At 72.3% G+C, this 20,670-nt stretch carries 18 protein-coding genes; 6 read left to right on the plus strand and 12 right to left on the minus strand.

Annotated elements, in window-relative coordinates:
* Positions 1-18 precede the first annotated feature (18 nt).
* The 7 genes from ACWIX6_RS08685 to iolC all read right to left on the minus strand — a co-directional run bounded on the left by ACWIX6_RS08685 (position 19) and on the right by iolC (position 7,812).
* Complete coding sequence (locus ACWIX6_RS08685; RefSeq protein WP_448616443.1) at positions 19-894, minus strand: sugar phosphate isomerase/epimerase family protein; 876 nt, start codon at positions 892-894, stop codon at positions 19-21.
* The gene (locus ACWIX6_RS08690; RefSeq protein ID WP_448616444.1) at positions 891-1,973 is read right to left on the minus strand and encodes a Gfo/Idh/MocA family protein; all 1,083 of its coding nucleotides are present in this window, start codon (positions 1,971-1,973) and stop codon (positions 891-893) included. The genes ACWIX6_RS08685 and ACWIX6_RS08690 overlap by 4 nt, the downstream gene beginning before the upstream one ends.
* Positions 1,970-2,932 (minus strand): TIM barrel protein, encoded by a 963-nt coding sequence (locus ACWIX6_RS08695; protein WP_448616445.1) that lies wholly within the window; start codon positions 2,930-2,932, stop codon positions 1,970-1,972. The genes ACWIX6_RS08690 and ACWIX6_RS08695 overlap by 4 nt, the downstream gene beginning before the upstream one ends.
* Before the next feature lie 28 nt (positions 2,933-2,960).
* Positions 2,961-4,910, minus strand: a complete 1,950-nt coding sequence (iolD, locus tag ACWIX6_RS08700) for a 3D-(3,5/4)-trihydroxycyclohexane-1,2-dione acylhydrolase (decyclizing) (RefSeq protein ID WP_448616446.1) — start codon at positions 4,908-4,910, stop codon at positions 2,961-2,963.
* Complete coding sequence (gene iolB / locus ACWIX6_RS08705; RefSeq protein ID WP_448616447.1) at positions 4,907-5,842, minus strand: 5-deoxy-glucuronate isomerase; 936 nt, start codon at positions 5,840-5,842, stop codon at positions 4,907-4,909. Before iolB ends, iolD begins: the two co-directional genes overlap by 4 nt.
* 88 nt (positions 5,843-5,930) lie before the next feature.
* Positions 5,931-6,854 carry a class I fructose-bisphosphate aldolase gene (locus ACWIX6_RS08710; RefSeq protein ID WP_448616448.1) on the minus strand — a complete coding sequence of 308 codons (924 nt, stop codon included), beginning with the start codon at positions 6,852-6,854 and terminating at the stop codon, positions 5,931-5,933.
* Positions 6,847-7,812 carry a 5-dehydro-2-deoxygluconokinase gene (gene iolC / locus ACWIX6_RS08715; protein ID WP_448616449.1) on the minus strand — a complete coding sequence of 322 codons (966 nt, stop codon included), beginning with the start codon at positions 7,810-7,812 and terminating at the stop codon, positions 6,847-6,849. Before iolC ends, ACWIX6_RS08710 begins: the two co-directional genes overlap by 8 nt.
* Positions 7,813-8,026: 214 nt before the next feature.
* Here iolC and ACWIX6_RS08720 point away from each other — a divergent pair, with 214 nt between their 5' ends.
* Entirely contained in the window at positions 8,027-8,764 is a 738-nt protein-coding gene (locus tag ACWIX6_RS08720) for a GntR family transcriptional regulator (RefSeq protein ID WP_448616450.1), read from the plus strand.
* Between the two features lie 464 nt (positions 8,765-9,228).
* On the opposite strand, the gene ACWIX6_RS08725 is transcribed toward ACWIX6_RS08720, so the two are convergent.
* On the minus strand, positions 9,229-10,470 hold the full coding sequence (locus ACWIX6_RS08725) for an FUSC family protein (protein ID WP_448616451.1): 1,242 nt from the start codon (positions 10,468-10,470) through the stop codon (positions 9,229-9,231).
* A gap of 325 nt (positions 10,471-10,795) precedes the next feature.
* Between ACWIX6_RS08725 and ACWIX6_RS08730 the strand changes: the two genes are divergently transcribed.
* Positions 10,796-12,250 (plus strand): sugar porter family MFS transporter, encoded by a 1,455-nt coding sequence (locus ACWIX6_RS08730; RefSeq protein ID WP_448616452.1) that lies wholly within the window; start codon positions 10,796-10,798, stop codon positions 12,248-12,250.
* A gap of 63 nt (positions 12,251-12,313) precedes the next feature.
* On the opposite strand, the gene ACWIX6_RS08735 is transcribed toward ACWIX6_RS08730, so the two are convergent.
* Complete coding sequence (locus ACWIX6_RS08735; protein WP_448616453.1) at positions 12,314-12,742, minus strand: hypothetical protein; 429 nt, start codon at positions 12,740-12,742, stop codon at positions 12,314-12,316.
* A gap of 445 nt (positions 12,743-13,187) precedes the next feature.
* On the opposite strand from ACWIX6_RS08735, the gene ACWIX6_RS08740 reads away from it, so the two are divergent.
* From ACWIX6_RS08740 to ACWIX6_RS08750, 3 genes are all read left to right on the plus strand, one after another.
* Positions 13,188-14,027 (plus strand): GAF and ANTAR domain-containing protein, encoded by an 840-nt coding sequence (locus tag ACWIX6_RS08740; protein WP_448616454.1) that lies wholly within the window; start codon positions 13,188-13,190, stop codon positions 14,025-14,027.
* On the plus strand, positions 14,014-14,730 hold the full coding sequence (locus ACWIX6_RS08745) for a GAF and ANTAR domain-containing protein (protein WP_448616455.1): 717 nt from the start codon (positions 14,014-14,016) through the stop codon (positions 14,728-14,730). Before ACWIX6_RS08740 ends, ACWIX6_RS08745 begins: the two co-directional genes overlap by 14 nt.
* 413 nt (positions 14,731-15,143) lie before the next feature.
* Positions 15,144-15,848, plus strand: a complete 705-nt coding sequence (locus tag ACWIX6_RS08750; protein ID WP_448616456.1) for an STAS domain-containing protein — start codon at positions 15,144-15,146, stop codon at positions 15,846-15,848.
* An 835-nt stretch (positions 15,849-16,683) separates the two neighbouring features.
* On the opposite strand, the gene ACWIX6_RS08755 is transcribed toward ACWIX6_RS08750, so the two are convergent.
* Positions 16,684-17,091 (minus strand): cupin domain-containing protein, encoded by a 408-nt coding sequence (locus ACWIX6_RS08755; protein ID WP_448616457.1) that lies wholly within the window; start codon positions 17,089-17,091, stop codon positions 16,684-16,686.
* 435 nt (positions 17,092-17,526) lie between these two features.
* On the opposite strand from ACWIX6_RS08755, the gene ACWIX6_RS08760 reads away from it, so the two are divergent.
* Positions 17,527-18,849, plus strand: coding sequence for a PP2C family protein-serine/threonine phosphatase (locus ACWIX6_RS08760; protein WP_448616458.1), 1,323 nt, complete (start codon positions 17,527-17,529; stop codon positions 18,847-18,849).
* 86 nt (positions 18,850-18,935) lie between these two features.
* On the opposite strand, the gene ACWIX6_RS08765 is transcribed toward ACWIX6_RS08760, so the two are convergent.
* The gene (locus ACWIX6_RS08765) at positions 18,936-19,664 is read right to left on the minus strand and encodes a dienelactone hydrolase family protein (protein WP_448616459.1); all 729 of its coding nucleotides are present in this window, start codon (positions 19,662-19,664) and stop codon (positions 18,936-18,938) included.
* Positions 19,665-19,849: 185 nt separating this feature from the next.
* Positions 19,850-20,614, minus strand: coding sequence for a hypothetical protein (locus ACWIX6_RS08770; protein ID WP_448616460.1), 765 nt, complete (start codon positions 20,612-20,614; stop codon positions 19,850-19,852).
* Between the last annotated feature and the right edge of the window lie 56 nt (positions 20,615-20,670).

Consider the following 20,670-nt stretch of genomic DNA (forward strand, 5'->3'; position numbering starts at 1 on the left):
CTCCGAGTACGGGATGGCTCATGGGGACGTGCCTTCGGTGAAGTGCTTGGTGACCAGTTCGCGGATTGCCGCGAGCATCCGCGTGCCCGACTCCTCGGCCTGCTCGTCCCAGCCGAAGACGCAGGTGGTCAGTACGCCGTCGAACCCGACCCCGGCCAGCGCGGCGAAGGCCTCGTCGAAGTCGACGTCCCCCCGGCCGATCTCCATGTGCTGGTGGACGCGGACGGGATTGCCGGGCGGGTTGGTGATGTACCGGAGCCCGTCGGAGGCGGTGTGGTTCATCGAGTCGGCGACGTGCACGTGGGTGAGCAGATCGCCGGCGTGCGCGATGATCCCGGGTGCGTCGTCGCCCTGGTGGAACGTGTGCGGCAGGCAGTAGAGGAAGGACACGCAGGGGCTATCGATCCCGCGCACCATGTCGATCGCCGGGTGTCCGAGCTCGATGAAGTCGTCCGGGTGCGGCTCCAGCGCCAGCTTGAGGCCCTCGCGCTCGAAGACCGGCAGCAGCTCCTCCATCGACCGCCAGAACATGGCCTCGGCCAGCTCGGGCTCCTCGGGCCGGCCGTTGAACTCGCTGTTCATCGTGTCCACGCCGAGCTCGACGCAGATCTCGATGGCGCGCCGCCAGTACCGGACCGCTGCCTGCCGCTCCACCTCTCCTGGCCCGGACCAGCGCATCACCGGCAGCAGGGAGGTGACCCCGACGCCGGCGTCGGCCAGCCTGGCCTTGAACGCCCGGACGGTGCGGGTGTCCACCCGCGGGTGCTTGAAGAAGGGGATGAGGTCCTCGCGGGGGGACAGTTCGATCCACTCATAGCCCATGCGGGCCACCACGTCGGGCAGCTCCAGCAGCGGCGTGGTCCGCAGCATCTGCGGGTCCAGGGCGATCCTCATGACTGCCCGCCCCCTCGTGACTCCAGCCGGACCTCGGTGCGACGGCCGGTGTGCAGGGCCTCGACGCCGGCGGCGCACACCGCCTGGGCGGCGTAGCCGTCCCAGGCGCCGGGCCCGTCGACGGTGCCGCGGCGGGCGGCATCCACCCAGCGCTGCAGCTCCAGGTCGTAGGCCAGACCGAAGCGCTCCCGGAAACCCGGGGTGACCGCGGTGCTGCGGACGGCGCCGCCCGGACCGGCGTGCTGCCGGACCAGCCCCTGCCCCAGGCCGATCATCGCGCTGCCGTCCTCGCCGACGACCTCGGTGCGCACTTCGTAGGCCAGGCCGGTGCTCACGAAGCACTCGACGTCGACCATCCGGCCGGCGACCGTCTCCAGGAGCACCAGCAGGGGATCCGACAGCCCCGCGCCGGCGTGCCGGGTCGCCCTCGGCCGCAGGACGGTGACCGCCGCGATCTCCTCGTCGAGGAGGAACCGCGCGACGTCGACCTCGTGGACGAGCGAGTCCTGCACCACCATCTCGGTGGTGACCTGCGGGGGCACGGCAGGATTGCGGTGGGCGCAGTGCACCAGCAGCGGCTCGCCGAGCCCGCCGGCGGCGATCAACTCCCGGAGCTGCGCGTACTCGGGGTCGAAGCGGCGCATGAACCCGACCTGCACCAGCCGCCGACCGGTGCGCGCGGCGTACGCGTCCTCGGCGCGGACGATGTCCAGCGAACTCGCCGCTTCCATGGTCAGCGGCTTCTCGCAGAGCACCGGGATGCCGCGCTCGATGCAGGCGAGCACCTGCTCCTCGTGGAACCGGCCGGGGCTGGCGACGACGACCGCGTCGACCTCGGCGTCGGCGATGGCGGCCAGCGGGTCGGGGACCACGCGGCAACCAGGGACCGCGGCGGCGACCTGGTCCGCCCGGTCGGTGGCCGCGTCGCTGACGACGGCCACGCGGGCGCCGGCGACCCGGCGGTGCAGGCGGGTGACGTGGTCGGCGCCCATCAGGCCGACGCCGAGGACGGCCACGCGCAGGTCCGCGGGGACCGGCTGGGCCGACGGGACGGCGGACAGTGCCTCGGTGGCGGTCATGCCTGCTCCCCGGCGGAGGCGGTGCGGGGACGGCCGATCTCGAGGGAGGGGAACCCGCACCCGGAGATGTAGCGGTGGGTGCGTTCGGCGATGGGCAGGGGGACGTCGGGCTCGCACGGGTAGAGGTCGTGCTCGACGATGGCGAAGACGTCGAGGCCGAGCTCCTCGATGGCCTCGAACAGCGGTGGATAGGCCGGCACGCCGTTCGGCGGCTCGGTCATCGCGCCCATCCGCACGGCCTCGGGCCAGTCGATGTCCTCCGCGAGCACGCGGTCGATCACCGCGGGGTCGACCTGCTTGAGGTGCAGGTACCCGATCCGCTCCGGGTACTTCCGGATGAGGTCGAGGTTGTCGCCCCGGTAGTAGCTGACGTGGCCGGTGTCCAGGCACAGCGGCACGTACCGCTCGTCGGTGTCGGCGAGGAACCGCTCGATGTCCTCCTGCCTGCCGACGTGCGTCTCGGCGTGCGGGTGGTAGGCGATGGACAGCCCGTACTCCTCCTGCACGGCCCTGCCCAGCTGTTCGACGCCCGTGGTCTTCGCCGTCCACTGCTCCGGGGTGAGGTGCCGGGACTCCACGTCCGCGCCGGTCCTCTGGTCGCGGAAGGTGTCGGGGATGACGACGACGTGGGTGCCGCCCATCGCCTTCGTCAACGCGGCGACGTCGCTGACCTGCTGCCAGACGGCGTCCCAGGACGCCGGCCGGTGCAGGTGCTCGAACACGGTCCCGGCGGTGACCCGCAGACCCCGGGACCCCAGCTCGTCGGACAGCCGTGCGGGGTCGGTGGGCAGGTAGCCGTAGGGACCCAGCTCGATCCACTCGTAGCCGCAGGCGCTCACCTCGTCGAGGAACTGCTGCCAGGGCACCTGGTGCGGGTCGTCGGGGAACCACACCCCCCACGAGTCGGGCGCCGAGCCCACTCGGATCCGGCCGGTGCGGCTCGACTGCTGCACGGTCATGTCTTCCTCTCCTCGGGGGTGGTGGCGCTCACGACCGGGCGGTCCCGCGCTCGGACGGCGTCAGGTACGGGTGCTGGCGCGCCTTCCACTGCTCGTAGACGGCGCGGGCGCGCTGGGTGGACTCGAGGGTGGACACCTCGCTGACCGGCACGTCCCACCAGGACTCGCTGGAGGGGGCGTCGACCAGCGGGTCGGTCTCGACGTGGACGACGGTGGCGCGGTCGCTCGCCTTGGCCTTTCGGAGTGCGGCCTCGAAGCTGGGCCCGTCCTGGGCGGTGAGGACGTCGACACCGAGGCTGGCGGCGTTGGCGGCCAGGTCCACCGGCAGGACGCCGCCCTCCAGGCGGCCGTTCGCCGCGCGGGAGCGGTACCGCGTCCCGAAGCGCTGGGAGCCCAGTTGCTCGGACAGCGCGCCGATCGAGGCGTACCCGTGGTTCTGCACCAGGACGACGACGAGCTTGACGCCCTCCTGTACCGCGGTGACCAGCTCGGTGGCCATCATCAGGTAGGAGCCGTCGCCGACCATGACGAACACGTCGCGGTCGGGGTCGGCCATGGCCACGCCCAGGCCGCCGGCGATCTCGTAGCCCATGCAGGAGTAGCCGTACTCGACGTGGTAGCCCTTGCGGTCGCGGACCCGCCACATCTTGTGCAGGTCACCGGGCATGGAGCCCGCGGCGCAGACCACGACGTCGCGCGGGCCGGACACCTCGTTGACCAGTCCGATGACCTCGTTCTGGGTGAGCCGGCCGCCTTCGCCGGCGCTCGGCGTCGGCGGGTGGTAGGCGGCCTCCACGGTGCGCTCCCAGTCGGCGGCGAGCTCGGCGGTGCGGGCCCGGTGGGCGTCCTCGACCGACCAGCCGGCCAGCGCGTCGGTCAGTGCGGTGAGGGTCTCGCGGGCGTCGGCCTGCACCGTCACGCCGGCGTGCTTCACCGCGTCGATCGACGCGACGTTGACGTTGACGAAGCGCACGTCCGGGTCGCTGAACGCGGTCCGCGACGCGGTGGTGAAGTCCTGGTAGCGGGTGCCGATGCCGATGACGACGTCCGCGTCGCGGGCCAGCGCATTGGCCGCGGTCGTCCCGGTGGAGCCGATGGCTCCCACCGACTGCGGGTGGTCGAAGGGCAACGCGCCCTTGCCGGCCTGGGTCTGCCCGACGGGGATCCCGGTGGCGGCGGCGAAGGTGTCGAGGGCCTCGGTGGCCTGGGAGTAGATGACGCCCCCACCGGCGACGACGAGCGGCCGGCGGGCCGAGCGGATCACCTCGACCGCACGGGCCAGGGCGGCCGGCTCGGGCAGCGGCCGACCCACGTGCCAGGTGCGCTGGACGAAGAGCTCCACCGGCCAGTCGAAGGCCTCGGCCTGCACGTCCTGCGGGAAGCACAGGGTGACCGCCCCGGTCTCGGCCGGGTCCGTGAGCACCCGCATGGCGGCCAGCAGGGCGCCGGGCAGCTGCTCGGGCCGCCAGATGCGGTCGAAGTACCGCGACACCGGCCGGAACGCGTCGTTGACGGTGACGTCACCGGACGCGGGCAGCTCCAGCTCCTGCAGCAGGGACCCGGCGGAGCGGGTGGCGAAGGTGTCGGCCGGCAGCAGCAGCACCGGGAGCCGGTTGATCGTGGCCAGTGCGGCCCCGGTGACCATGTTCGTCGCGCCAGGACCCACGCTGGTGGAGACCGCCCAGGTCTGCAGCCGGTCCCTCGCCCGGGCGTAGGCCACGGCGGTGTGCACCATGGCCTGCTCGTTGCGCCCCAGCACGTAGGGCAGCGCACCGGGCTCGTCGATCTCGGCCTGCAGCAGTGCCTGGCCGAGGCCGGCCACGTTGCCGTGGCCGAAGATGCCGAAGCAGCCGGCGAACAGCCGCTGACGGACGCCGTCGCGCTCGGTGTGCTGCTGGGCCAGGAAGCGGACGACGGCCTGGGAGACGGTCAGCCGGACCGTCTCGGTCCGGGCCGGGGGGTGGGACGGCGCGCTCACGGTCGGGTCCCTCCGTTCTGGTCGGGGCGGGTGGGGTGATGTGCGGCTGCGCGGTCGGGGGAGTGCAGGGGCAGGCGCGGGTCGACGTCCTGCTCGGTCCAGGTGTCGCGGACCCAGGCGTGGACGGGGTCGTCGACGATGCGCCAGGCGCGCTCGGGGCCCGGCCCGGCCATCACGTTGAGGTAGTAGAGGTCGTGGCCGGGCGCGGCGATCGACGGACCGTGCCAGCCATGGGGGACCAGGACGACGTCGCGGTCGCGGACCTCGGCGAGCACGTCGATCGGCCGCTCAGGTGTGCCGTACACCCGGTGGTAGGCCAGGCCCGGCTGGCCCTGCGGACCCGGGGCGACCTCGAAGTAGTAGATCTCCTCGAGCTCGCTCTCCACCTCGGAGGTCTCGTCGTGCTTGTGCGGCGGGTAGCTCGACCAGTTGCCGCCCGGGGTGATCACCTCGCAGGCGATGATCGAGTCGGCCTCGAACACACCGGCGGTGGCGAAGTTGTTCACCTGCCGGCTGCACGAGCCGGCCCCGCGCAGTTCCACCGGGACCTCGGCGGCCGGGCCGTAGCGGAGCGGCAGGCTGCGGCGGGCCCGCGCCGCGCAGAGGGCGAACCGGCCCCCGCCCTCGCTGGAGAGCTCGGCGGTGGCGCCGCGGGGGAGGTAGGCGAAGTCGGTGGGACCGGCGAAGACGTGCGCCCGGCCGGCGAGGGTCAGCATCCGGCCCTCGCAGGAGACGATCAGCCCGCCCGACAGCGGGACGACGACGACCTCGTCGTCCCCGGTGGACAGCGCGTGTGTGCCGCCGGGGGCCAGTTCCAGGACCCGCAGGCCGGAGTGGCTCCAGCCTGCCGACTCGGGGGTGACCTCGAGGCTGTAGTCCCCGTAGGCGGCGCTGCCGGCGGTCAGGTGCAGCGCCCGGGTGGTGGCGGTCATGTGCTGCTCCTCAGTGAGCATTTGGAACGGCCACCCCTCAGGGGCCCGCGCCGAGCGTGCGAGGCGTGGGGGGAAGGGTGGTCCTTCTTCAGTGGACGAGGCCGACCGCGGTGTCCACGGCGTCGGCGACGTCGTCGCCGGGCGGGTAGAGCAGCGTCCGGCCGACGACCAGGCCGCGGACGGACGGCAGCGCGAGCGCGTCGCGCCACTGCGTGTAGGTCTCCTCCGGGCGCCGGGACGGGTCGCCGCCGAGCAGGAGCGTGGGCAGGGTGGTCGCGTCCATGACGCGCGCCATCTCCTCGACGACCGGCAGCTTGAGCCAGGTGTAGGCCGAGGTGGCGCCCAGGCCCTGGGCGATGTGCATGCTCTTGATGACGGCGTCGGGGGACAGGTCGTTGACCACCCGCCCGTCCGCCCGGCGGGAGAGGAAGGGCTCGAGCATGGCGATCACCCCGGCGCGGGCCAGGTCGGTCACCGCCCGGCCGGCCGCCTCCATCGACACCACGGTCCCCGGGTCGTCGAGGTCGAAGCGGTTGAGCATCTTGGCCGCGTCGAACCGGGCTTCGACCACGCCCCGCACGTCGTAGGCGGTCATCCGGTCGTCCAGCTCGAAGGTCGAGCCGGCCAGGCCGCCGCGGTTCATCGACGCGACGACGACCTTGTCCTCCAGCGCGCCTAGGAGCAGGAGGTCCTCGGCGATGTCGGCGGTGGCCAGCAGGCCGTCCACGCCGGGGCGCGCCAGCGCGGTGCGCAGCCGGTCGAGCATGTCGGTGCGGCTGTTCATCGCGGCCGGCCGGCCCTGCGCGGCCAGCGCGCCCCGGGCCGGGTGGTCGGCGGCGACCAGCATCAGCCGGCCGTCCTCGGGGAGGAACGAGGGGCGTCGGCGGCGGGTGGCCAGGGCCTGCGCGATCGCCTCGGGGTGCCGGCTGCGCAGTTCGGTCACCTCGGCGTAGGAGGAGCAGAGCGGCGCGCTCGTCGCGACGTCAGGCAGGTCCAGGGCGGTGTCAGACACGGGTGTCCTCCAGTCGGTGCGCGGCGACGTGCGCCTCGACCTCGTCGGCGGTCGGCATGGCGGTCGAGCACTCGAGCCGGGAGGCGACGATCGCTCCGGCAGCGTTGGCGTTGCGCAACACCTGCTCCAGCGGCAGTCCGGTGAGCAGCCCGTGGACGAGGGAGCCGCCGAACGCATCACCGGCGCCCAGGCCGTTGACCACCGTGACCGGCGTGGGCGGGACGACCACGCGCTGGGTGCGGGTCTTGCCGAGGACGCCGCGGGGTCCCTGCTTGACGACGGCCAGCTCGAGCCCCGCGTCGAGCAGGGCGTCGGCGGCCCGGTCGGGGTCGGTCTCGCCGGTGGCGATCTCGCACTCCTCGCGGTTGCCCACGGCCACGGTCACGTGCTGCAGCGCCGCCCGGACCTGGGCGGTGGCCTCCTCCGGGGAGGACCAGAACACCGGCCGGTAGTCGAGGTCGAGCACGGTGTGGTGTCGCCGTCCGCGCGCCTGCCACGCGACGTGGTGGGCGGAGCGGGAGGGCTCCTCGGACAGTCCGGTCACGGTGGCCCAGAACAGCCGCGCGTCCCGGACGGCGTCCAGGTCGAGGTCCTCGGGGCGCACCTGCAGGTCCGGCGCGGTGGGGCGGCGGTAGAACCAGATGGGGAAGTCGTCGGGCGGGAAGATCTCGCAGAAGGTCACCGGCGTCTGGTGGTCGCGGTCGACGACGACGAAGTGGTCGTCGACCGACAGCTCGCGGAGCGCCCGGCGGACGAAGCGGCCGAACGGGTCGTCGCCGACGCCGGTGACGAGTCCGACCGTGTGGCCGAGCCGCGCGGTGGCCACTGCGACGTTCGCGGCGCTGCCGCCGAGGAACTTGCCGAAGGTCTCGACGTCCTCGAGGCCGACTCCCACCTGCAGCGGGTAGAGGTCGACGCCACTGCGGCCCATGACCACCGCCTCGGGTGTGTTCTGCACGGTGTTCTCCGTCCCTGTGCGTCGTCGTGCGGTGCCAGGGACTGTGCTCCTCGACACAGAGCTGCGTCAAGGGTTTGTTAGGACATAAAGACAACACTAGGTAAATACGTCGAGATGCCCCGACGTGGTGAGGTGCGCACAGGTGACCGGGTGCGAGGATGCAGCGGGTGCCGCCGCGGGGGGCGCCGTCCCGCCGGGCCCGGAGGAGGACGAGGTGGCCGTCACGCCGGCCTTCGACATCGACCGCTCCAGCCCGACCCCGCTCTACTACCAGCTCTCCCAGGCCATGGAGCGCGCCATCGTGGAGGGCAGCATCCCGGCGGGGGAGAAGCTCGAGAACGAGCTCCTCCTGGCCGAGCACTACGGGCTCTCCCGTCCCACCGTTCGCCGCGCCGTCCAGGAGCTCGTCGACAAGGGCCTGCTCGTGCGCAAGCGCGGGGTGGGGACCCAGGTCATTCAGCCCCACGTCCATCGATCCGTCGAGCTCACCAGCCTGTACGACGACCTCGCCCGGGGCGGGGAGGCGCCGTCCACGGAGGTCATCTCGCTGGAGCGGGTGCCGGCGCCTGCCGACGTCGCCCAGGAGCTGGACGTGCCTGCGGGGAGCGAGGTCGTCGCCCTGCGGCGGCTGCGCCGCACGCACGGCGAACCGTTGGCGATCCTGGCCAACTACCTGCCCGGACGGTTCGAGCCGACGCTCGCGGAGCTTACCGAGCGCGGGCTGTACCAGTACCTGCGCAGTCAGGGCGTCCACCTCCGGGTGGCGCACCAGCGGATCGGGGCGCGCCTGGCCCGGGCCGACGAGGCGCGGCTGCTCGGCGAGCCCCCGCGGTCGGCGCTCCTGACCATGCAGCGCACGGCGTTCGACGACAAGGGTGCTCCCGTCGAGCACGGCCGCCACGTCTATCGCGCATCCCGCTACGACTTCGAGACGACGCTCGTCGGCCGCTGACGCTCGGGCGCCGGCATCCGGAGCGTCCGGGTCCGCAGGTGCGGGTTGCGCCTCGTCCGGCATGTCGCCGTACCGACGGGACGGCTGCTTCGGAGCGCTGGACGCCGGTGGCGTGTCGCCGATCGGCCGGTCGAAAGCGGCCCTTCACAAAGTCCTAATGTCCTGACATAGTCCTCGGCCATGTGGTCGGTGTCACGCCGGCGACACCGCGTCGAGGGGGACTCGTGCCGCTGCTCCGCACCGACGTCGTCGAGGAGCGGCGCATCCCCGACCGGCAGGCGACGTGCGGCTCCGTCGTCGCCGGGACCCCGGCGGATCGGCCCCCTCGGCCGAGCCGGCCCAGTTCCCGGACGGCGATCGCTGATCGCCGCCCCCAGGTCCGCCCCGTCCAGCCACCTCCCGGAAGGAGGGAAGACGTGCCCCCACAACCCCCGGTCGTCCCCGCCGGGGCCCCTGCGCTGTCGTCAGGACGGACGGCGCCCCAGGCGCAGCCGATGCGTCGCCGCCGGCGGTCTGGCGCCGGTCCGGACGGGGAGGGCGGAGGTGTCCTCCGACGGTCCTGGGCCCAGCTCGTCGAGCATGCGGTCGACGGTCGTGAGCAGCGCGGAGTTGAGCTCCCACAGGCCAGTCCTGCTGCGCGGGTCACCGATGAGCAGGTCCGCCACGAGCGTCCGGCCGCTGGCCAGGGCCGCGAGGGACGCCACCAGCTGGGTGTCTGCGGTGCGCCGGCTCTCCCCGGTCCCCGCCGTCAGGCCCCGGCCGAACTCACGGACCACGGTGCCCATGCGCTCGAGCAGGCTCGCCGTGGTGCGCCGGACAGCGTCGGCGTAATCGCCGTCCTCCTGGACCCCGGTGCGTTCCCGGGTGGCGTCGTCGACCGCGCGGAACAGGGTGCGCAGGGAGACCGACGTGTACTCGAGGGCGTCCAACCCGGCCCGCACCTCGGCGGCCGCCATCGGGGACCGGAGTGCCCGCACGTTGAGTTTGCGGCTCTCCTGGGCGTGGGCGAGGGCCCGGTCCAGCCGGGGGACGTGCCGGTTGAGACGTCGGGCGGCCTGCAGCCAGCGCGTCGTCTGCTCCGGGGTCACCGGGCCGGCCACCAGGGCACCGGCGGCCTCGTCCAGGAGTGCGGCGATCTCGCCGGCGAAGCGCTCGACCGACCGGAGCGCGTACCTGGTCTGGACGGCCGGAGGGAAGAGCACGTTCACGAGCATGCCGACGGCCGCGCCGATGAGGGTCTCCAGCACGCGGTCGCCACCGAAGCTCTCCGCGCTCACGGCGCCCACCCCGAGCACCAGCATCGCACTGATCGGCACCTCCACCAGGTGCGGTCCCAGCCGCAGGAGCTGGCCGACGAGGATGGCGGCCGCCACGAGCGCCCCGAGGCTCCACCAGGTGAGCCCCACGACGGCGGCGAACACCACCGCCAGTGCCACGCCCGCGACCACGCTCAACACCCGCTGGAAGCCGTTGACCAGGGTGCTGCTCAGCGTGGCCTGCACGACGAGCAGCGCGGTGAGCGCCGCGATCAGCGGCGGTGGCTCGTGCAACCCGGCGAGCTGGGCGACGAGATAGGCGGCCACGGTCGCCCCGGTCATCCGCAGGGCGCGGAAGGCAGCGGACCGGCCGCGTCGGCGCACCTGGTCCGCGAACCCGGTGGCGCGTCCGCGGACGGACGCCGGCCAGCTCCGGCGGCTGGAAGCCACGACGCCATCCTCCGCGACGTCGACCGGCGGCGGCACCCGGCTCGCCGACCGGCGATGCGCCATCCTGCCTCGCACCTCCGTCCGTCCCGGCCGGCACCGGGCCTGAGCCCGGTGAGCCGACCGCGGCCGCCCCCTCGCCGGCGCGCCCCCTGCGGCCGGCCGCGTTGCAGGGATCCCGCTGCCACGTCGATCCGACACCCGACCCCTCCCGCGGACCGACCGTCCGTGCGCCCGGTCTCCCTGCTTCGACGGGACGCCGGAGCTCCTCACCCTCCTGCCATCCACACCCGGGGCCATGACGGTCTCCTCTCTGAAAGAGCAGCCCATGTCGATCCACTCGTCCTCCGGGACGTCCACCGGAGCGCAGCGATCACCTGCGCACAACAGGTTCCTGGTCAAGCTGACGGTGATCTCCACCCTCGGCGGTCTGCTGTTCGGGTATGACACCGGGGTCATCTCCGGCGCCTTGCTGTACATGCGGGACGACCTCGCCCTGACCACCTTCACCGAGGCGATGGTGGTCAGTTCCCTGCTCTTCCCGGGAGCCGCGTTCGGCGCGCTGCTGGGCGGGAAGCTGGCCGACGTGCTCGGCCGCAAGGGCAGCCTGCTCGTCTGCGCGGGGCTCTTCCTGTTCGGGGCCCTGATCTGTGCCATCGCGCCCAACGTGCCCATCATGATCGCCGGCCGGGTCCTGCTCGGGTTCGGCGTGGGCGCCGCCGCGGTGACCTGCCCGCTCTACCTCGCCGAGATGGCCCCAGCCGACCGGCGGGGTCGCATGGTCACCATCAACGAGCTCATGATCGTGACCGGGCAGTTCCTCGCCTTCGCCATGAACGCCGTGCTCGACGCCGTCATCGAGGACGCGAACGTCTGGCGGTGGATGCTCGGGATCGCCACGATCCCCGCGGTGGCGTTGTTCGTGGGCATGTTCTTCCTCCCGGACTCGCCCCGCTGGTACGCGGTGCGCGGGCGGCTCGACGACACCAGGCGGGTCCTCGGTCTCAGCCGGGATCCCGCAGAGGCGGCCGAGGAGTACAACGTGATCGCCGAACACGCCAAGCGGGACACGTCCGAGGACAAGGGCGCGGCCATGCGTGACCTGCGGGCGTTCCCGTGGATGCGCCGGACCCTGTGGCTCGGCTGCGGGCTCGCCACGGTGCAGCAGGCCACCGGGATCAACACGGTCAACTACTACGCGCCGACGATCCTCGAGTCGACCGGGCTGGGGGCGAGCGCCTCCCTCGTCCTCACCATCACGGTCGGGGTCGTGGCGATCATCGGCACCGTCCTCGGGATCGTCCTGATCGGCCGGCACAACCGCAGGCCGCTGCTCATCACCGGGTTCACCGGTGTGGCAGCCGGGCATGCCGTCCTGGCGCTGTCCTTCCTGCTGCCCGAGTCCGCGTTCCGGAGCTACCTGATCCTCGCCGCGATGCTGCTGGTCGTCTTCTTCGTGCAGACCTTCATCGGCACGCTGGTCTGGCTGCTGCTCTCGGAGATCTTCCCGATGACGATCCGCGGCTTCGCGATGGGCATCGCGGTGTTCGTGCTGTGGACGGTGAACGCGGCCATCTCCTTCGCGTTCCCGCCGCTGGTGGCGGCGCTGGGGGCCAGCGCGACCTTCGGGTTGTTCGCGCTGGTGAACGTCGGCTCGCTCGCCTTCGTCAAGAGGTTCGCGCCGGAGACCCGGGGGCGCTCGCTGGAGGAGCTGGAGGACGACTTCCGGTCCCACTCGCCGGCCGAGGTCCGCGAGGCCCCGGTCGGCGTCCACGGCGGCTGATCCCACCGCCCCACGGTGCCCGCCACTCCTTCGCCGGGGTGGCGGGCACCGTCGTCGTCGGAGTCAGAGCAGCCGCGGCAGCGGGCGGACGACCAGCCGCTCCTCGACCGGGTGGCCGTCCAGGACGAGGCGCGCCCGCCACACTCCGGAGGTGCGCAGCGGAGTGATCGGATCCCCCCGCACCAGGCGGTGGAAGGTCTCCCGGGCCTCCTCGGGCGTCGGGAAGGCCTCCCACCGCGGTGTGCGCTGCAACGGACCCAGCGACTCGATGCGGTGCAGTGCCCGGGCGTCCGGTGGCGGGCCGGGCTCCTCCGGGTCGACGGCGGACAGTCGGGGCCGTCCCAGCACGTACTTCCCGTTGCGCCGGACGCCGAGCCAGTCGTAGTTGCCCGTCGCGAGCTTGTCCCAGAGCACGTCGGGCTTCCGACACTGCTCGAGCACGGCATACAGCTGCTGCCCGACAGCGACCTGGGTGTGCGAGCGGTCGGCCATCATGGCGATCGTAGGTCCCCGGCGACCGGGAGGACACCAGGCGCCTGCCCGTGGTGGCGACGTGCCAGCACCTGGTGTTCCTCGGGGACCCGGGCACAGGCGAGACCACCGTGGCGCGGCTCCTGGCCGGGATGTACCGGGCTGCAGCGCTCTGGGGTCCACCAGGGGACTCCGCTCGCGACCGCGGGGACAGGTGGTCGATCGGCGCCCGGCACAGGTGGGGTGTGGAGCGCCGGGGCTGGACGGGAGCCGGCGTGCCCGGCCGCCCCGCGCACCGTCCTCCCCGGACGGGGCGCCGTCGGGATATGGTCGGGTCACTGCCCGAGACCCGGTGGTGAGACCTCGCCAGGGACTGAGGGCCGCACATGGACATGCGCACGCTGACCGCCTCTCCGCATCGGGTGCCGGAGCTCTTCTGCCTCGCTCGTCGTCACCGGTGTCGGACATGACCGCTGACCACAGGCCGATGTCACCGCGGGTGGCTGGCGTGCTCGCTGCGGTCGTGAGCCGTGGCGATCGCCCGGCCTGGCCACAGGCGCTCGTCGAGAGCTGCTGTCATGCCCTGGGAGCAGACGGCGTGGGGCTGGCGGTCGCCGATGCCGGCGGCCCGGTCGCGGTGGTCGCGGCCACTCGGGGCATGGGTCAGGTGGGCGAGGACCTCCAGTTCGCCTTGGGGGAGGGGCCGTGTCAGATGGCGTCCGCGACGGGACGGATGGTGCACAGCCCTGACCTGGGTGCTGACCACCGCTGGTCGGAGTACGGCCGCCAGGCAGGCGGGCATGGCATCCGTGCGGCATTCAGTGCGCCACTGCAGGTGGGCGTCGTGCGGATGGGTGTGCTGGACGTCTACCGCCGTGCTCGGGGTTCCCTCACTGTGGACGCACTGGAGGCGTTGCGGGTGCACGCCGAGGCGGCCGTTGCGGTGTTGCTGCTGATGACCGACGACGGCAGGGCGGCCGGGTCCCTGCGGGACCTCATGGAGCTGGCCGACATCCGGCCGGTGGTGCACCAGGCCGCCGGGATGGTCGCCGTCCAACTGGACGTGACCCTGGACGTGGCGCTGGTGCGGCTGCGGGGCGCCGCGTTCGCCTCTGGGCGGTCCCTGCGGGCAGTCGCCGAAGAAGTCGTGTCCCGGCGGACGAGGTTCGACCACACTGAGGCCGGAGTGGTCAGCCGCGCAGGTGTCGAGTCCGGTGGCGCGGCCAGCGGCGACCCTGACGGTGATCGGGACCGGGTTGATGACGGCGATGGCTCCGAGGAGAGGGAACCCGATGAGCACACGTGAAGACCTGATCGCCGATGCGTTCGTCGAACTGGCCGATTCACTGGTGTCCGGTTTCGACGTCACCGACTTCCTGGACCGCCTGGTCAACTGGGCGGTGGAACTCCTGGACGCCGATGCAGCCGGGATCATGCTGGCCGACTCGCGTGGGCAGCTCCAGGTGCTGGCCGCCACCTCGCACGACGTGAGGCTGCTGGAGCTGTTCGAGCTGCAAGCCGATTCCGGTCCCTGTCTGGACAGCTTCCGCAGTGGCCAGCCGGTGACCCCGCCGGACCTCCCCGCCATGCGGTCGCAGTGGCCGACCTTCGCTGCGAGATCACAGGCGATCGGCTACTCCTCGGCACAGGCCGTGCCGCTACGGCTGCGGGACGAGGTCATCGGCGCGATGAACGTCTTCCGCATCGCCGAAGGCGCCCTGGTCGGCAGTCAGCTCAAGCTGGCCAGGGCGCTGGCTGACGTGGCGTCGGTCGCGATCATCTCCGAGCGCACCATCTCGGCTCGCGAGCTGCTGGCCGACCAGCTGCAAGGTGCACTGAACAGCCGGGTCGTGCTGGAGCAGGCCAAGGGGATGCTGGCCGAACGCACGGGCGTCGGTGTGGACCAGGCGTTCGCCCGGATGCGTGACCACGCCCGACGCAGCGGTCAGTCGCTGCACGACGTCGCAGCCGCCGTGGTCGAACAACGGGGGCGGCCTCCTCAACGATGAGGCGCGGGCGGCCGGACGAGGTCGCCCGTCGGTGCCAGGCAGCACACGACGTCTGCTGGCGTGCACACCCCTGCCGCGTCTGTGTCGTCGGCCAGCGAGGGCCCACGACCAAGACCGTCCGCCTCCACTGGCTGTTGATCCGGGTCGGTCCCACCGAGGACGTACGGACGCAACTGGTGGCCGACCAGTCGCCTCGGGACGCGACGGCGGCCGTTCGCAGCGACTCACAGGGGCGGGGGGCGGTGAGAACTCGGTGACTGAGAGGAGCGGCGTGCGGAGGCCTCCCCGCAGCGAGAACGACCCGTTTCCGCCCATTGTGACCTGGAACGGCCGCCGTTATTTTGTGGGCAGCGCACAAGCGCGCTCCAGGTGGCCCCGGACCCGGCGACCCTCGCAATAGTGAGAGGCGAGCCATGTCCGACAGCTGCGTGACGTCTCTGTTCAGCGATGGCGATCGCGTGATCGAGGTCGAGAAGCTGACGGTCGGGCCGCGACGGGTCCTCATCACCGTGGTCGGGGAAGTGGACCATTCCACGTGTCCCTTGCTGCGGTCGACGTTGACCCGGACGTGGGAGGTGCGACCGGTCGCAGTGACCGTCGATCTGCGCCAGGTCACCTTCATCAACGCCGCCGGCCTGCGGACCCTGTTGGCGGCGAGCGGCACGGCCCGTGTGCGGGGGGTCCCGCTGGTGCTGCAGGCCGGGCCCGGGCAGGTCACCCGGCTGCTGACCCTGGTCGGGTTCAGGGAGCAGACCCTCTCCTCGCGGGATCCCGAGGGCGGACTCGCCACAGACTCGAACGCCTCTCGGCCGGTGATCCGAGTCGTCTCGTCCACGGAGGTCGGCGACTCGGACGCGCATGCCGCAGCCGCCTCCGGCACCGGCCAGGCGGGGTGCGGCGATCTGCAGGTGGTCCTGGCCCTCAACCCGGCGCACGCCGGCCAGGACCAGGTCGCCGCCCAGCACGGGCTCGCTCCGCCCGCGCCGATGGCGGGGAGGAACGGGGATCGGCGCGGCGCGTTCATCGAGCGGGCCGGCGGTGGCGAGGATGCGTCGAGGCGCCGGGATCAGAGCATCGTCGTGGTGGCGGAGGAGCTGACCGCACCGCCTCTCCCGTGATGGCGAGGACGGAGGCTGCCCGCAAGGCCCGATGGCGGGAGCTGCGACGTCGTTGTGCCGCGGTGGAGCAGAACTGCGGCGGTCACAGGCTCCTCGCCGACCCAGCGAGCACGACGCCGGAGCCCGTCGAGGACGTTGGGCTCACCCACCGGTCCACGCAACGTGAGCAGTCCGTGGCGCGAGGTCCACTGACTCGCCATCGAGGTCACTGCTCCGCTGTCCATGCCGCTTTCGAGTGGCTGAGGCGACGCCGGAAGGGTTACCTCGACGAGTCGTTCACTGTGGCCCTGGACCCGGCCCCTGCGAGGTCGGGAGCAGTCGTGTCCACACGGGTCGTCCATCTCACGCGTCACTCGGGAAGTCCAGCGACCGTGGCGTCGGCGAGGATGCCGTGAGCGAGCGCGTCACGTGGGAGGTCTGCCCGTGCTGCGGGACATTGGCAGCACTGGGATGGCGCGGCGGCACCCTGGTCCATGTCGACTGTCCTGGTGGTTGCCGTGTCAGCCCTGCCGACTTCGCTCGGCGAGGACCCGTGCGCCACACCTTCCAGTACCCCGCTCCGGTCGCGCCCCGAAGTGTCAGCGCAGGGACCGGGGAACCGGAGCCGCGGGGGGCGGCGTCACGGGCGGATGGGGCCGTGCCGTCATGACTCAGCGTCTGGCCGGTGGCGCGGAAGGGACCGGGTCTCGCAGCTCGGCAGCGACTCGTGGTGTCGGCGCGCCGCGCCGCACGCCCCAGCCGATGACGCCGCCGCGATGCGAGGCCGGCGCGAGCCCTGGAGCTGGGTGACGAGCCGGGACGTCGTCCAGCGCACCGCCGACCCACCGGTGGCGGCTCACCCGGCCATGGTGGGCGCGCCGGGGTCGCTCTCGTCACCGACGAAGTGGATCTCGAAGGGCTTGTTCGTGATGAACAGGAAGGTGACGTCCTCGGTCTGGGTCGCTCCGTGCTCCATGACCCCACCCTCCGGGAACCACACGAAGCTGCCGGCCGGGTACTGACCCTTGTGGGTGTTCAGGGTCCCTTCGAGGACGTAGAAGCCGTGGGCGCAGGGGTGGTTGTGCCACGGGTTGGTGAAGCCCGCCCGGTACGTCATCTTGAGGATCATCATGCCGGTGTCGGGATCGGCGAGGAGCGGGATGTGCTCGAGCTCCGCGCCGAGGTACGGCACAGGGAAGAGCCGCCACTCCGCGGTGTTCGTGTCGACGACGGTCAGGTCGACCGGCTGCAGGGGCTGTGACACGGATTGCCTCGTTCCTGGGTCGCCCGGCGGTGCGCACCGAGTCGCGATGGTCGGTCCCTCCACGCCGTCACCCGTCATCTCCACGCGGGCGGGACGTGTCGGCGCGCACAGTCTGGATGTCCAGGACGGACTGAGACCAGCTCCCCGTGGAGGTGGGGGGCGCGGCCGGCGGATGCGCCTGGCAGCGGCGGCGGTGTTCGCGCTGATGGACCAGCACTGCATGGTCCACCGGCCACTGTCATGACGTACCGGACGGACGCGCGTCGTGGATGGCGCTCCGCCGGATCGGACCGTCGACCGAGCGGTGGGCATGCGTCTACAGCAGCTGCAGAAGGGTCGGACCCACCCCGGCGGGTGGTGAGGACCGTGCGGCCGCAGCCCCGTAGGGTCCCTGCTCGTCGGGCACTCCGAGACGCGGAACGGGACGGAGGGATCGTGACCGACGCCGCCACGGGCGGTCTCCCGTTCGCAGGCCCGTGGCATCGGCCGCCCGGCGACCGCGATCGACTCGCCTTCCTCGCCGAGGTCAGCGACGCGATGATCCGTAGTCTCGACACCGGGGAGACGGCCGACCGACTGGCCCGGCTGGTGGTGCCCCGGCTGGCCGACTGGGCGACCGTGACCGTGCTCGGCGACGACGGCGGGGCGCCCCGGACAGCGCGCGCGCACCGTGACCCTGGACGTCTCGAGGACCTCGACACCTACCTCGCCGGTCGCCTGAGCGGCGCCCGGGACCGCCCGGCGCTGATGACGGCGCTGCTCTCCGGCCAGCCGGTGCAGCTGACCAGCGTGGACCCGGGGCTCACCGGTCCGGCGCTGCCGAGCGAGCCGGTCAGGGCGGCCTGGCAGCGATTGGCTGCCAGCTCGGCCCTACTGCTGCCGCTGATCGTCCACGGCGAGACCATCGGCGCCCTGTCGCTCGTCAACGCCGGCGAACGGCCGCCGCACACCCCGGACGAGGTCGAGACCGCCGTCGAGGTCGCTCGCCGCGGCGGACTGGCGCTGGACAACGCCCGGCTGTACGGCCGCCAGCTGAGGGTCGCCGAGACGTTGCAGCGGAGCCTGTTGACCGCTCCTCCGCGCACCGACGACCTCGACATCGCCGTCCGCTACCGGCCGGCGAGCCGGCACACCCTGGTCGGTGGTGACTTCTACGACGCATTCCTCCAGCCGGACGGCGCGATGTCGTTGGTCGTCGGCGACGTCGCCGGGCACTCCGTCGACGCGACCGCGGCCATGTCGGAGCTGCGCAGCACCGTGCGCGCCCTCGCGTACGACCACGGAGACGGTCCCGGCGCGACACTGCAGCGCACCGACCGGGCGCTGACGGGGCTGGGCTTCGGCACGCTGGCCACCGTGCTGGTCGCCTCCCTGGAGCAGCCTCCACCGTCGGGTGCCGTCCGGCGGTGGGTGCTGCGCTGGTCCTCGGCCGGTCATCCGCCCCCGCTGCTGCTGTCGGAGCGAGGCGGCGTGGAGGTGCTCGAGCGCCCGGCCGAACGCCTCCTGGGCACGGGCGTTGCCACGGGGCGCAGCGACCACCTGCTGGAGCTGCGCCCTGGTGACACCGTGGTGCTGTACACCGACGGGCTGCTCGAGCACCAGCGCACCGGGATCGACGAGGGTCTCCGGCGGCTGTCCGAGGTGCTCGCGGGTCTCGCGGGCCGCTCCGCCGCCGAGGTCTGCGATGAGGTCCTCGACCGTGTGATCACCGGGCCGGCCGACGACGACGTCGCACTGCTCGTCGTCCGACCCCGCTGACCCTCCGATGAGGCTGCGGGCCGGTCGTCGCGAGAACCGGCCGCACGCCGCGGATCCCCTCTCCGCAGTCCATGAGCGAGGGCGGATCACTGCGTCAGGTGGCGGCCGAAGAAGTCGAGGATCCGGCGGCGGGCGTCCTGAGCCGAGGGCTCGTGGTACGGGTTCCCGGCGAGGCGGAACTGCACGGCCAAGAGCGCCGGCAGGTCGGCGGGATCGTGGTCGTTCATGAACGAGTGCCCGGCATCCGGATAGGTCTTGACGTCGTGGTCGACACCGACCGCGGTCAGGACCCGCGAGAGCCGCTCGCCGGCGCCGCGATTGCCAGGGTCCTTGGCGCCGTAGCTGCCGACGACCGGGCACGCGCCGCTGAGGACCTCGTCGCTGTACGTCTTCTTCGGGACAGGCCCGTAGTTCACGCTCGCAGCGTCGAACCGGTGCTCGGCCGCGAGCAACAGAGCGAAGCCACCACCCAGGCAGAAGCCGATCACACCGACCCGGCCCGTGCAGTCGGGTCGCTCGGCGAGCCAGCGGCCGGTCGCCTCGATGTCCGCGAAGGTGGGGCCGCGACGGCGCCGGGTCTCGCGCATCATCCGGATGATGCAGGCCGGGCGCCGGCTGCCGCGGAAGAGGTCCGGGGCAACGGCGAGGTGACCGGCGCCCGCCAGCCAGTCTGCCTGCTCGCGCAGGTCGTGGCTCATGCCGACGAGGTCGTGCAGGACCACCACACCCGGGAACGGGCCCGACCCGCTGGGCGCGGCGAGGTAGCCGGGCAGGGGTCCCCCTGGCGCCGGGATGCTGACGTCGCTGGCCGTCATGCGTGACTCGTCCCCCCGTGGCGTGGATGCGCTCCCTGGCCACTCTGGCGCGGACCGCGATCGGCCGCTAGGGCTCACGAGCCCAGCGACCTCAGCGCCGTGGAGCCGCGGCTGCGGCGGACGACGGCGGGGCCTCGCCGGGTCCTCACCGGACGCTCCGCTAAACAGCTCCCTCGTGTGATGGCTCAGGACCCGGGCTCGTCCTGCTGGACCTCACGTTCGGGGATCTCCTCGACAGTCACCGGCACGGGTCCAGCGGGTCCGAAGACCCTGCTGGCGGACGTGACCGTGCCCTTCAGGACGTACTGCATGTAGTTCGCAGCGGCCATGGGTCCCAGGCCGAACGGCAACAGCCCGGCCAGCAGTGGCGGACCGACCGCCAGTGCCCAGGCCCGGAGGATCTCCGACTGCGAAGCGGCGATCTCCTGCCGCTCCTTCGCCGTCAGGGTTGCCAGAGCCTCGTATGAGGCGGGCTTGCTCAACAGCGATGCGTGGCGTCCGAGGACAGCGTCGGGACGGATCCTCCCGGTCTTGTCGAGCTTGACCGCTCCCTCCGTGAGGACCAGCAGGACGGCGACGCGTGTGACTTCTGGGTCGGTGAGGTCTCTGTCGAACAGCAGTCCGACCTTGATCGCCGCACTCACCGATTCCTTGAGGACCTCCCTCAAGGCGATCGGGACCGCGGCCGCCGAGATCACCGTTCCAACACCCGGGAGGATCGAGGGCAACGAGAAGGAGACGGCCCGAGCCGCCCTCATCCGGTTCCCGCGCGTCACCTGGTCGACCAAGTCCCTGGGCGCGACCAGCGGCTTGCTCGCACGGACCTTGTCGACGGCCTTCTGAGCATCCTCGAGCGAGGGCTGCAAGGTCTTGTTGATCAACGCCATCGCACGGTCGACGGTCGCCTCGATGTCGAATTCGGGCTTCGGGAAGTTGAAACCGCCGGTCACGTAGGCCTCCTGTCAGATGGCGACTCGATCAGGATGTCAGCCGGCCACCTGCGACG

This window comes from Modestobacter sp. URMC 112, from assembly GCF_053502575.1.